The sequence below is a fragment of the Thermoanaerobacter uzonensis DSM 18761 genome (assembly GCF_900129115.1).
Lineage (GTDB): Bacteria > Bacillota > Thermoanaerobacteria > Thermoanaerobacterales > Thermoanaerobacteraceae > Thermoanaerobacter > Thermoanaerobacter uzonensis.
Genome location: NZ_FQUR01000008.1, coordinates 51926 through 64365 on the forward strand (window position 1 = coordinate 51926; position 12440 = coordinate 64365).

A 12440-nucleotide genomic window follows, 5' to 3' on the forward strand; every position below is an offset into this window, starting at 1 on the left:
ATGGCTGATTATTATAATGTAGGAAAAGTTACTTCTGCCCATGGCATTAAGGGCGAAGTTAAAGTATATCCTCTTACCAATGTTCCCGAAAGGTTTTATGACCTTGAGTATGTATGGATTTTTGATGACCAACAAAGGTCCCACAAATATGACATTGAATATGTAAAGATTATATCTAAAGGAGTTTGTGTAAAATTAAAAGGAATTGATACTAGAGGCGATGCAGAAAAATTAAAAGGGGCCTTTTTAAAAGTTGACTCTCAAAATGCTTTGGAGTTAGAAGAAAATGAATACTTCATCAAAGATTTACTCGGGATGAAGGTGTATACAGAAGAAGGAAGTTTTCTGGGTACATTGGTAGAGGTACTTAAGACAGGTGCAAATGATGTGTATGTAATAAAAACTGAGAAGAGGGAAATACTAATTCCTGCTATAAAAGAAGTGGTCAAAAAAGTTGATGTTGACAATAAAGTAATGGTGGTCCACCTTCTGGAGGGGCTATGATGATTTTTGATGTTTTAACCCTATTTCCTGAAATGTTTGATAGTGTTTTATCCTATAGTATATTGAAAAGGGCTATTGAAAAAGGAAAAATAAAAGTTAATTTGATAAATATAAGAGATTTTTCAAAGGATAAACACAAAAGAGTAGATGATTATCCTTATGGAGGCGGGCCAGGAATGGTAATGATGCCTCAGCCTCTCTTTGACGCAATTGAATTTGTAAAAAGTCTAGGAAATATCCCTGTATATTACCTTGGCCCTAAAGGTAAAATTTTTAATCAGGAAATGGCGGTTAAGATGTCTAAGTTAGAAAGAATAGCCTTTTTGTGTGGCCACTATGAAGGAATAGATGAAAGAGTCTATTCTGCCATCGATGAAGAAATTTCTTTAGGAGATTTTATATTGACAGGCGGAGAGATAGCCGCCATGGCTATCATTGACGCGGTAACAAGACTTATTGAAGGAGTACTTTCACACCCTCAAAGCGCTATAGAAGAATCCTTTGCTAATAATTTATTGGAGTATCCACAGTATACAAGGCCAGAATTTTTTAGAGGTATGAAGGTGCCAGAAATTTTGCTAAGTGGTAATCATGCCGAAATAGCTAAATGGCGAAGGCAAAAGTCTTTAGAGATAACTCTTTTAAAACGGCCTGATTTGCTTAAAAAGGCTGTGTTGACTGAAGAAGATAAAAAGTTTTTAAGAGAAAAAGGGTTTGACATTTAGAAGGTGGAAGGAGGGAAAATAATGGACCTAATAAAAGCAGTTGAAAGTCAGCAGATGAGAAAAGACTTAACTCCTTTTAATGTAGGAGATACTATAAGGGTACATTATAAGGTTATTGAAGGGGATAGGGAAAGAATTCAGCCTTTTGAAGGGATAGTAATTAAAAAGAGTGGATCAGGTTTAAAAGAGACTTTCACTGTAAGACGTGTATCTTATGGCGTTGGAGTTGAAAGGACTTTTCCACTTCACTCTCCAAGAATTGAAAAGATAGAGGTTATAAGGAGAGGTAAAGTCAGAAGAGCAAAATTGTATTATTTGAGAAAGAGAGTAGGAAAAGCTGCTACAAAGATAAAGGAATTAATTTAAAAAAGGGGTTAACCCCCTTTTTTAAATATGTGGAGGAATTGGACATGATACAGTGGTATCCTGGCCATATGGCAAAATCTAAAAAGGAGATAGTTTCTAACATTAAGTTAGTGGATGTAGTATATGAAATAGTAGATGCGAGAATACCTAAAAGCAGCAGAAACCCAGATATTGATGACATTGTAAAAAATAAAAAAAGGATCATTCTTCTCAATAAAGCCGATTTGGCTGATGATATAATTACGGATTTATGGATAGAATATTTTAAGGAGAGAGAAATAGAAGCGGTAAAAGTTAATTCAATTACAGGATTTGGCCTTAAAGAGATAAATGAAGTAACTAACAAAGTTTGTCAAGATATTTTGAAGAAAAAAAAGCAAAAAGGAATGATTCCAAGGTTGAGAGGAATAATTGTAGGTGTTCCAAATGTCGGTAAATCTACTTTTATTAATAAATTAATTGGCAATAAAAGGGCGAAGACTGGCGATAAGCCGGGGGTGACAAAGGCTTTGCATTGGATAAAAACTCCTTATTTCGACCTTTTGGACACTCCTGGCATACTCTGGCCAAAATTTGACGATAAAAAAGTAGGAATTATGTTAGCAATTACTGGAGCTATAAAAGATGAAGTATTGGACATAGAAGAAATAGCATTAAACTTAGTAGCAATCTTAAAAAAGTATTATCCTAATTATTTGATGTCCCGCTATAAAATTGATAAAATAGTAGATAAGGATTTTGAACTTTTAAAAGAAATAGGTAAAAAAAGAGGTTGTTTACTTGCAGGGGGAGAAGTAGATACATTAAAAACTTCTCATATTTTGCTAGAGGATTTTCGAAAAGGGAAATTGGGGAGGATTTCTCTGGAAAGACCATAAGGGGGATTCTTATGCTTTCGAAAGTAAAAAGTATGGCAGTCTTGGGGATAAATGCCTATGTTGTAGAGGTGGAGGTAGATTTATCAACTGGAATTCCTTCTTTTGATATTGTGGGCTTGGGCGATACAGAAGTTAAGGAAGCAAGAGACAGAGTAAGGTCTGCTATTAAAAACAGTGGTTTTGAATTTCCCCTCAAAAAAATTACTGTAAATTTGGCACCAGCTGATACTAAAAAAGAGGGTACTGCTTTTGATTTGCCTTTGGCAATAGGAATTTTAAAATGCACAGAGGAGATAAAAGAGGAAAAGAAAGATATAGCCTTTGTAGGTGAACTTTCTTTGGACGGAAGCTTAAGAGGTGTAAATGGTATACTGCCAATGGTAATAGGGGCAAAGGAAAAAGGTATATCCTCTATTGTTGTTCCTTATGAAAATGCCCATGAGGCAGCAGTTGTTGAGGGGATAAAAGTATATCCCATGGAAAATTTAAAAGAAGTGATTGAATTTTTAAATGGAGATAGGGAAATAGAATCATTTACTTTAGATATTAATAGTTTTTTTGATAATGTAGAATACGATATAGATTTTGCTGAAGTAAAGGGACAAGAAAATGCGAAAAGGGTACTTGAGATTGCCGCTGCCGGAGGCCACAATGTGTTAATGATTGGCCCTCCTGGAGCGGGTAAAACTATGCTGGCAAGGCGTTTTCCTACTATTCTTCCTCAGTTAAGTTTTGAAGAGGCTTTAGAAGTAACCAAGATATACAGTATAGCAGGATTGCTTCCCAAAGGTACACCTCTTATCACTATTCGACCTTTTAGAGCTCCTCATCATACTATCTCTACAGTTGCTTTAGTTGGGGGAGGAAAATATCCTAAGCCTGGGGAAGTATCCCTTGCCCACTATGGAGTGTTATTTTTAGATGAGATTCCTGAATTTAAAAAAGATGCAATAGAAGTTTTAAGGCAGCCGTTAGAAGATGAAGTGGTTACAATTACCCGTGTAAATGGTAGCTTTAGTTATCCAAGTAAATTTATTTTAATTTTATCCATGAATCCTTGCCCTTGTGGCTATTATGGCGATGATACTCATGAGTGCCATTGTAGTGTAAATGAAATAAGAAGATACCAAAATAAAATTTCAGGACCTTTGTTAGATAGAATTGATTTACATGTGGAGGTAAAACCTCTTAAAAAAGATAAATATTTCGAAGAAGAAACGCCATCGGAAAGTTCTAAGGAAATTCGCAAACGAGTTATAAAAGCGCGAGAAATGCAACTTAAAAGGTATAAAGGTACTGGTATATACTTTAATTCACAATTAAAAGGGAATATGTTAAAAAAATATTGCAAACTTGATGAAGATACAAAAAAATTTTTAAATGAGGCTTTCGAGAAGTTTTATTTAAGTGCAAGAGGATATAATAAAATTTTAAAAGTTGCTCGTACAATTGCTGATTTAGAAGGTGCAGAAAATATTAAGTTTGAGCATGTAGCAGAAGCATTACAGTATAGAATAGTTGATAGCAAATATTGGTATAAATAAAAATTACAATAAAAATTTTATGTAAAGTAATTAAGTTTCAATTGTGATAAGAAGGTGTTAGCTTTGGAGATAACAAGTCTTTTTAATAGGGAAAGTATAAAAAATATTTTCTTTATTCTTATAGGGACTCTACTATCTTCCATTGGTATTAACATGTTTATTGTTCATGCTAAACTTTTAAGTGGAGGAGTCTCTGGTATTGCACTTATTATACAGTATTTAACCAAGTTTCCTGCAGGATACACTATATTTTTGCTAAACATCCCACTTTTAATTTTGAGCTATAAAAAAGTAAATTTAAGGTTTACAATTTTTACTATTATAGGTACTGTATCACTTTCTTTGTTTTTGGTACTTACTTATGCGATAAAGAATATATTACATATAAATGATCCATTACTTTTGAGTTTATACGGCGGAGTGTTAAATGGTTTAGGTATGGGAATAGTTTTTAGCAATCACGGGTCAACTGGCGGTTTAGATATAATTTCTGTAATTGTAAAAAAGAAATATGATAATTTTGAAATTGGGCATATTTCTTTTATTGTTAACTTTTTTATCGTAGCCATTGGAGCTATATTTTTTGGTTTGACTAGTGCTCTTTACACTCTTGTCTCAATGTACATTACTTCCTACATGGTGGATAAAACTATAAAAGGTTTTAATAGACAAAAAATGGTGCTGGTGGTTACTGATAAAGTAGAAGAAGTGAGCAAAGAAATAATGACTACATTAAAAAGAGGGGTTACTTTGCTTCATGGAGAGGGTGCTTATACCAAAGAGAACAAAAAGGTTTTATATTCCATTGTGTCTTTAACACAGCTTCCACAGCTCAAACTTATTGTACACCAAATAGATGAAAATGCTTTCATCTCTATATTAGATGTAGCCGAAGTTCATGGAAAAGGATTTATGAGGGAATTATTTTAAATTTCATTGCAAATTCTGAAATTTTCTCTTATAATTTTTTCTAAACGACATAAAATACTCAATTGAAAAGGAGCTGATAGATTGAAAAGAGTTTTTTCAGGAGTACAACCCTCTGGAGACATTCACATAGGTAATTACTTGGGAGCAATGAGGCAATTTGTTGCGCTACAAGATGATTATGAATGCTTTTTTTGTGCCGTTGATTTACATGCTTTAACAGTTCCTCAAGACCCTAAAGTTTTAAAGGAAAAAACTATTGAATTGGCAGCACTTTACCTTGCAATAGGTTTAAATCCTAAAAAAGTTACCATTTTTATTCAGTCTCACGTTCCTGCCCATTCAGAATTGGCATGGTTGCTACAATGTATAACCTATTTTGGTGAATTGAGCAGGATGACACAATTTAAGGATAAAAGCAAAGGAAAGGAATCTATTTCAGTTGGACTTTTTACATACCCTGATTTAATGGCAGCAGATATACTTTTATATAATACCCATTATGTTCCTGTAGGAGAAGACCAAAAGCAGCACTTAGAACTGACAAGGGACATTGCGCAGCGCTTTAATAACAGATTTGGTGAAACTTTTGTTGTGCCCGAGCCTATGATATTAAAATTTGGTGCGAGGATAATGAGTCTTACTGACCCTACTAAAAAGATGAGTAAAAGTGACAGTGACCCAAATAACAGAATCAATCTTTTGGATGAGCCTTCTGTAATCAAAAAGAAAATAATGAGAGCCGTGACTGATTCTGAGACTGAAATAAGGCTTGATTGGGAAAACAAACCGGGTGTTAGCAATCTTTTGACTATTTATAGTTTATTTACAGGTATGGAAATAGAAGAAGTTGTAAATAAATTTAAAGGACAGGGTTATGGCACTTTAAAGAAAGAATTAGCAGAGGTTGTAATAGATAAATTGACTGTTATACAAAAAAATTATAAAGACCTCAGTAGAGATTATGTTTTGAAGGTTTTAAAGGAAGGGGCAGAAAGAGCTCAAGCTGTTGCTGAAAAAACTTTGAAAGAAGTAAAAGAAAAGATGGGATTGATATTAAAAGATTAAAAAGGCGTTTGGGAAATGACTTAGTTTTTCAAAGGCTAATGTATCAGGATTTAAATAAACCTCAATCACGTCAAAACGAGGCTGAAAATTTCGAAATTTTTCTGTTGAAGCCAAGTACAACTGGGCAATTTTCAATATTCTTTGTTGTTTATGAAAATTTACAGCTTCACTTCCAGTCCCAAAAGAGGTAGAGGTTCTTGTTTTTACCTCTACAAAAACTATTTCTTTTTTGAATAGAGCTATTATATCTATTTCCCCAATTTTGCATTTAAAATTTTTCTCTAAAATTTTATAACCTGATTTTAATAGATATTGGGCAGCTATTTTTTCTCCTAAGCTGCCTATTGTTTTTTTGTTCAATGTTTTTCATCCTTTCAGAATTTTTTCAATGAAAGTCTTTCTGTGGATAGGACAGGGACCGTATTTTTTTAAAGCTTCAATATGTTCTTTTGTACCATAACCTTTGTTTTTTTCAAAATTATACTGAGGATAGATTTTGTGATATTCTTTCATCATTTTATCTCTTTCAACCTTTGCCAATATAGAGGCGGCAGCTATAGAAATACTTTTTGAATCTCCTTTTACTATCGCTTTTTGATTTATCTCTATTTGAGGAACGGTAATAGCATCTACTAAAAGGTAATCAATTTTTTGTTGTATTTTTGAAATAGCAATCTGCATGGCTTTGTAGGTAGCATTTAATATGTTTATTTTATCAATTTCTTCGCAATCAACTATTCCAATGGCATACGAGATAGCTACTTTTTTTATTACCTCTGACAATACTTTTCTTTTTTTTTCAGATAGTTTTTTCGAGTCATTTATCTCAGGGATGAAAACTTCTTTAGGAAGTATTACACAGGCGGCAACTACTGGTCCTACTAAAGGACCTCTTCCCGCCTCGTCTACTCCAGCGATGAAGTTTAAATTTAATTGATATAATTGGTTTTCATAGTATTTTAGGTTATTTATTCTTTCTATTTCTTTTTCAAGCCACTTTTTAGCTGCTTCATTTAAGCTGAGAGATTGAAAGTCACAAGAGGGATTTTGGTATAAATAGTTTTTTAGTTGGCGTAGGTTGTATAAGTTTGACATTGTATCACCTTTCTTTTTTCTTTATTTTATCACAGGTTATGTATTATAATAAAGATAATTAGGGAAAACGATGTTAAAGGGGAGCAATTATGGAAAGAGAAAAGATTTTTAAAATATGGCTAAGTACTGTCAAAGGAATAGGGTATAAAAGTTTTGTTCAATTGATGGAATTTTTCAAAACTGCGGAAGAAGTGTATAAAGCAAAAGAATTTGATATTTTTAAAGCAATAGGAAATAGAAAATTAGTACAAAATATAATAGAAGCTCAGAAGTTGAACCCTTTTGACTATATAGAAAGATTGCAAAATTTAAAAATAAGTGTATATACATTAGAAGAGGAGAAATATCCGAAAGAATTAAAAAATATTTATGACCCACCTCCTGTTTTATATTTGAAGGGGAACATAAATTTAAAAGATAATTTGTGCATTGCCATGGTGGGCTCAAGAAATGCTACTTTTTATGGAAAACAAGTGGCACAAAAATTGGCATATGAGCTGTCAGAAAGAGGCATAACAGTTGTAAGTGGCATGGCAAGAGGAATTGATAGTTTTTCTCATATAGGAGCGTTGAAGGAAAGAGGAAAAACTATTGCTGTTTTGGGAAATGGCATAAACATAGTTTATCCAAGAGAAAATAAAAAATTGATGGAGCAAATTAGTGAAGAGGGATTGCTGGTTTCAGAGATTCCTCTTGATGCTCCTCCGCTGCCACAAAATTTTCCTCTGAGAAATAGAATCATAAGTGGGTTATCTCTTGGGGTAGTTGTGATAGAAGCAGGAATAAAAAGTGGATCTTTATTGACGGCTCAATTTGCTTTAGAACAAGGAAGAGAGGTTTTTGCAGTACCTGGGAATATAACGAGTGCTTATAGCAGAGGAACAAATGAGCTCATAAAACAAGGTGCGAAAATTGTGATTGGTGTTGAGGATATTTTAGAAGAATTTAATTTAAGAGAGGATGTACAACAAAAGATTGAGGAAAATCTTATGTCTTCTCTGACGGAGGAAGAAAAAGAAGTGTACGATTTTATTTGTGAAGCTCCAAGAGATATAGAAGAAATAGCAGGCTATGTAAAAATAAAAATCTCAAAAGTTAATGCAATTTTATCTTCTTTAATGTTAAAAGGTATGATTGAAAAACTTCCTGGCAATAAATATGAGAAAAAAATATTTTGATAATTGTCAAAAACTTTGATATAATTATAAATTGTTTTGGAGGTGTAGAAATGGCAAAATTTCTAGTTATTGTGGAATCTCCAGCTAAAGCTAAGACCATCTCTAAATTTTTAGGTAAAAATTTTAAAGTAGCAGCTTCCATGGGACATGTGAGGGATTTGCCTAAAAGTCAGTTAGGCATTGACATTGAAAATAATTTTGCTCCTAAGTACATAACTATTCGTGGAAAAGGGGCTATTATAGAAAATTTAAAAAAAGAAGCAAAGGATGCAGATAAAATTTTTTTGGCCACTGACCCTGACAGAGAAGGAGAAGCAATTTCCTGGCATATTGCCCAATTGTTAAATTTGAATATTAAGGAGCCTTGTCGCATAGAATTTCACGAGATCACAAAAAATGCAGTGCAAACTGCTCTTAAAAGCCCCCGCTCTATAGATTTAAATTTAGTAGATGCGCAACAAGCCAGGAGAATTCTCGATAGATTAGTAGGATATAAGATAAGTCCCCTTCTTTGGAAAAAAATAAAGAGGGGATTAAGTGCAGGCAGAGTTCAATCAGTAGCAGCTAGGCTTATTTGCGACAGAGAAAGAGAAATAGAAGATTTTGTGCCAGAGGAGTATTGGAGTATTACCACGATTTTCTCTGATGAGAAAAACTCTGGCAAGTTTGAGGCAAAATTCTATGGTACTAAAGAGGATAAAGTTGAGTTAAAGACAAAAGAAGATGTAGACAAAATATTAGCAGCATTGTCTGAAGAATACATTATAGATAAAGTAAAAATAGGTGTCAAAAAGAGGAACCCTTCTCCACCTTTTATCACTAGTACTTTACAACAAGAGGCTTCGAGAAAATTGGGATTTACTGCAAAAAAAACTATGTTAATTGCCCAACAATTATATGAGGGGGTAGAAATCAAAGGAGAAGGCAGTGTAGGTCTTATTACTTATATAAGAACTGATTCTACAAGAGTCGCAAATGAGGCTAAGGCTGAAGTCTATAAATACATAGTTGAAAAGTTTGGAAAAGAGTATTCTAATCCTGAAGCAAATTACGCGTCTAAAAGAGCCAATGTGCAGGATGCTCACGAGGCTATAAGACCTACTTCCATTTACAGAGATCCGGAAAGTATAAAAGATTCCCTAACACCAGACCAATATAAATTGTACAAACTAGTTTGGAGTAGATTCCTAGCAAGTCAAATGGCACCTGCAATTTACGATACTGTTTCTATGGACATAGTAAATAATGGATATGTTTTTAAAGCTTCCGGGTCTAGCATTAAATTTTTAGGTTTTATGACAGTGTATGTAGAAGGAACAGATATGCAGGAAGAGGAAGAAAAAACTGTACCTGTGCTTCAAGAAGGGACCAAATTGTTTTTAGAGGAATTAAAACCAATGCAACATTTTACCCAGCCTCCGCCTCGATATACGGAAGCTTCTTTGATTAAAGAATTGGAAGAAAAAGGGATAGGTCGTCCCAGTACTTATGCTCCTACAATCTCTACTTTGTTAGAAAGAGGATATGTTGTAAAAGATAAAAAGAATTTAAAACCTACAGAATTGGGTTTTATTGTAACAGACGTACTAAAAGAGTTCTTTTCAAAAATTGTAGATGTAAAATTTACTGCTGAGATGGAAGAGCAGCTAGATAAAATTGAAGAAGGTCAAGTGAAATGGTATGAAATTGTGGGAGAGTTTTATGAAGACTTTTATAAAACTTTAAAAATTGCTGAAGACCAAATGGAAGAGATAGACGTAAAGGAAGAAGTAGAAGTAACTGACATTAAATGTGAATTTTGCGGGAGAAATATGGTTGTAAAGAAAGGCAGGTATGGAAAATTTCTTGCTTGTTCTGGCTTTCCTGAATGCAAAAATACAAAACCCTTATACGAAAAGGTTGGTGTGAAATGCCCTAAATGTGGTGGAGAAATTGTAAAGAAAAAGAGCAAAAAAGGCCGAACTTATTACGCTTGCGAAAATGCACCTAATTGCGATTTTATATTGTGGGATAAACCTGTTGATGAAAAATGTCCTGTTTGTGGTAGCCTGTTAGTAGAAAAAAATACAAAAAATGGTCATATGCTAAAATGTTCTAATCCAGAATGTGATTATCAAAAAGAAGTTAAATGAATTTAACAAAAATTTTGAATTAATTCTTGAAGCTTTGTGAAAAATATGTTAATATTAAACTATCTAAAGGGGTGTAAACATGTTTAAGGGTACTACCATAATTGCTGTGAGAAAAGGCGATAAAGTGTCAGTGGCTGGTGATGGACAGATTACCTTTGGAGAAAATACAATTTTAAAACATGGAGCGAAAAAAATTAGAAGATTGTATAATGGAGAAGTAATAGTAGGATTTGCTGGTTCGGTAGCTGATGCATTGACTCTTTCGCAAAAATTTGAAGAAAAACTTGAGCAGTATGGAGGTAATTTAAAAAGAGCAGCAGTAGAATTGGCACAGGAATGGAGAAAAGATAAGATTTTAAGAAAGTTAGAAGCTCTTTTGATTGCGGTAGATAAAAAGGATACTTTACTTATTTCTGGCACTGGTGAAGTTATTGAGCCAGATGAGGATGTGATTGGGATAGGATCTGGAGGAAATTATGCTATGGCTGCAGCTTTGGCATTACGGTATAATACTGATTTAGATACAGAAGATATAGCAAAAAAAGCTTTAGAGATAGCTTCAAAGATTTGTGTTTACACTAATAGCAACATAACAGTTGAGACTTTATAGGGGGTGCTCTAAGTGAAGAATTATACTCCCAAGGAGATTGTAGAGGAATTAGATAAATATATTGTAGGACAAAAGGAAGCTAAAAAGTCAGTAGCAGTGGCTTTACGAAATAGATATAGGAGAAATCTTTTACCTGACGATTTTAAAGAAGAAGTGACCCCCAAAAATATAATTATGGTAGGCCCTACTGGAGTAGGAAAGACAGAGATTGCTCGAAGAATTGCGAAATTAATAGAAGCTCCTTTTGTAAAAGTGGAGGCTACTAAGTTTACTGAGGTAGGATACGTAGGACGAGATGTAGATTCCATGGTAAGAGACCTTGTAGAGGCTGCTGTAAGAATGGTAAAAGAGGAAAAATTAAAAAAAGTTACTGAAAAAGCGAAAAAAATTGCAGAAGATAGGCTAATTGATTACATAATTGGAAAAAGAAAAAAACAAACTAAAAATCCTTTTGAAGTATTGTTTAATTATCCTTCTGCCGAGAAAAGTGAAGAGACAGAAGAAGAAAGTACGCAATACAAAAGAGAAGAAATAAGGCAAAAGTTAAGAAATGGCGAGTTAGATAATTATATAGTGGAAATAGAAGTAACAGATACATCTACACCAATGCTTGAGATGTATACTAATTTAGGGTCCGAAGAAATGAATATAAATTTGCAAGATGTATTTGCTGATATTTTACCTAAAAAGAAAAAAATTAAAAAAGTCCCTGTTTATGAAGCAAAGAGAATTCTAGAGTCTGAAGAAGCTCAAAACCTTATAGATATGGATGAAGTAATCGAAGAGGCTATTAAAAGAGCAGAAGACGATGGGATAATCTTTATAGATGAAATTGACAAAATTGCCAGCAGCGGTTATACAGCAGGACCAGATGTATCAAGGGAAGGAGTTCAAAGGGATATTCTTCCTATAATTGAAGGTTGTACAGTAATGACAAAATACGGTCCTGTTAAGACAGACCATATATTGTTTATAGCAGCTGGTGCTTTTAATGTTGCAAAAGTGACTGATTTAATCCCTGAGTTACAGGGAAGATTTCCTGTAAGAGTTAATTTAAAACCTCTCACAAAAGAGGACTTTATAAGAATATTAAAGGAGCCTAAAAATGCCCTTACAAAACAGTATCAGGAGCTTTTAAGAACTGAAGGAATAGAAGTTAAATACACTGATGAAGCAATTGAGGCTATTGCAGAAGTAGCATATCTTATAAATCAACAATCGGAAGATATCGGTGCAAGAAGATTACACACTGTCATGGAGAAGTTATTTGAAGAATTATCTTTTAATGCGCCAGAATTAGGAGGGCAGCAAATAGTGATAACTGAAGAATATGTAAAAGACCAATTAAAGGATAGTTTAAATAAATATGAAGTTAATAAATACATTTTATGATAATAAAAAATAAAAACATAG

General features: G+C 33.4%; 13 protein-coding genes. 11 read left to right on the plus strand and 2 right to left on the minus strand.

Annotated features, from left to right (window positions below):
• From rimM to trpS, 7 genes are all read left to right on the plus strand, one after another.
• Complete coding sequence (gene rimM, locus BUB32_RS03480) at positions 1–504, plus strand: ribosome maturation factor RimM (RefSeq protein ID WP_072967514.1); 504 nt, start codon at positions 1–3, stop codon at positions 502–504.
• Complete coding sequence (gene trmD / locus BUB32_RS03485; RefSeq protein WP_072967516.1) at positions 504–1229, plus strand: tRNA (guanosine(37)-N1)-methyltransferase TrmD; 726 nt, start codon at positions 504–506, stop codon at positions 1227–1229. The genes rimM and trmD overlap by 1 nt, the downstream gene beginning before the upstream one ends.
• Before the next feature lie 21 nt (positions 1230–1250).
• On the plus strand, positions 1251–1595 hold the full coding sequence (rplS, locus tag BUB32_RS03490) for a 50S ribosomal protein L19 (RefSeq protein ID WP_072967518.1): 345 nt from the start codon (positions 1251–1253) through the stop codon (positions 1593–1595).
• A 44-nt stretch (positions 1596–1639) separates the two neighbouring features.
• On the plus strand, positions 1640–2473 hold the full coding sequence (ylqF, locus tag BUB32_RS03495) for a ribosome biogenesis GTPase YlqF (protein WP_072967520.1): 834 nt from the start codon (positions 1640–1642) through the stop codon (positions 2471–2473).
• 11 nt (positions 2474–2484) lie between these two features.
• Positions 2485–4017 (plus strand): YifB family Mg chelatase-like AAA ATPase, encoded by a 1533-nt coding sequence (locus BUB32_RS03500; RefSeq protein WP_072967522.1) that lies wholly within the window; start codon positions 2485–2487, stop codon positions 4015–4017.
• A 63-nt stretch (positions 4018–4080) separates the two neighbouring features.
• Positions 4081–4947, plus strand: a complete 867-nt coding sequence (locus BUB32_RS03505) for a YitT family protein (protein ID WP_072967524.1) — start codon at positions 4081–4083, stop codon at positions 4945–4947.
• 81 nt (positions 4948–5028) lie between these two features.
• Positions 5029–6012, plus strand: coding sequence for a tryptophan--tRNA ligase (gene trpS / locus BUB32_RS03510; protein WP_072967526.1), 984 nt, complete (start codon positions 5029–5031; stop codon positions 6010–6012).
• Here trpS and BUB32_RS03515 read toward each other — a convergent pair.
• A complete protein-coding gene (locus tag BUB32_RS03515) occupies positions 6001–6372 on the minus strand; it encodes a YraN family protein (protein ID WP_004396179.1) in 372 nt (123 codons plus the stop codon). The two genes, trpS and BUB32_RS03515, sit on opposite strands and share 12 nt — an antisense overlap.
• A gap of 6 nt (positions 6373–6378) precedes the next feature.
• Positions 6379–7107, minus strand: a complete 729-nt coding sequence (locus BUB32_RS03520; RefSeq protein ID WP_072967528.1) for a ribonuclease HII — start codon at positions 7105–7107, stop codon at positions 6379–6381.
• An 89-nt stretch (positions 7108–7196) separates the two neighbouring features.
• On the opposite strand from BUB32_RS03520, the gene dprA reads away from it, so the two are divergent.
• The 4 genes from dprA (at position 7197) to hslU (ending at position 12419) form a co-directional block, all read left to right on the plus strand.
• Positions 7197–8285 (plus strand): DNA-processing protein DprA, encoded by a 1089-nt coding sequence (gene dprA / locus BUB32_RS03525; RefSeq protein WP_072967530.1) that lies wholly within the window; start codon positions 7197–7199, stop codon positions 8283–8285.
• Positions 8286–8335: 50 nt separating this feature from the next.
• Positions 8336–10417 (plus strand): type I DNA topoisomerase, encoded by a 2082-nt coding sequence (gene topA / locus BUB32_RS03530; RefSeq protein ID WP_072967532.1) that lies wholly within the window; start codon positions 8336–8338, stop codon positions 10415–10417.
• Positions 10418–10496: 79 nt separating this feature from the next.
• Entirely contained in the window at positions 10497–11027 is a 531-nt protein-coding gene (hslV, locus tag BUB32_RS03535) for an ATP-dependent protease subunit HslV (RefSeq protein WP_072967533.1), read from the plus strand.
• Between the two features lie 12 nt (positions 11028–11039).
• Positions 11040–12419 carry an ATP-dependent protease ATPase subunit HslU gene (hslU, locus tag BUB32_RS03540; RefSeq protein ID WP_072967535.1) on the plus strand — a complete coding sequence of 460 codons (1380 nt, stop codon included), beginning with the start codon at positions 11040–11042 and terminating at the stop codon, positions 12417–12419.
• The last annotated feature ends 21 nt before the right edge of the window (positions 12420–12440 follow it).

Coding starts and splice junctions, on each gene's coding strand:
- topA (WP_072967532.1), top strand. CDS start 8,336: ATGGCAAAATTTCTAGTTATTGTGGAATCTCCAGCTAAAGCTAAGACC.
- trmD (WP_072967516.1), top strand. CDS start 504: ATGATTTTTGATGTTTTAACCCTATTTCCTGAAATGTTTGATAGTGTT.
- BUB32_RS03520 (WP_072967528.1), bottom strand. CDS start 7,107: ATGTCAAACTTATACAACCTACGCCAACTAAAAAACTATTTATACCAA.
- dprA (WP_072967530.1), top strand. CDS start 7,197: ATGGAAAGAGAAAAGATTTTTAAAATATGGCTAAGTACTGTCAAAGGA.
- rplS (WP_072967518.1), top strand. CDS start 1,251: ATGGACCTAATAAAAGCAGTTGAAAGTCAGCAGATGAGAAAAGACTTA.
- hslV (WP_072967533.1), top strand. CDS start 10,497: ATGTTTAAGGGTACTACCATAATTGCTGTGAGAAAAGGCGATAAAGTG.
- BUB32_RS03500 (WP_072967522.1), top strand. CDS start 2,485: ATGCTTTCGAAAGTAAAAAGTATGGCAGTCTTGGGGATAAATGCCTAT.
- rimM (WP_072967514.1), top strand. CDS start 1: ATGGCTGATTATTATAATGTAGGAAAAGTTACTTCTGCCCATGGCATT.
- ylqF (WP_072967520.1), top strand. CDS start 1,640: ATGATACAGTGGTATCCTGGCCATATGGCAAAATCTAAAAAGGAGATA.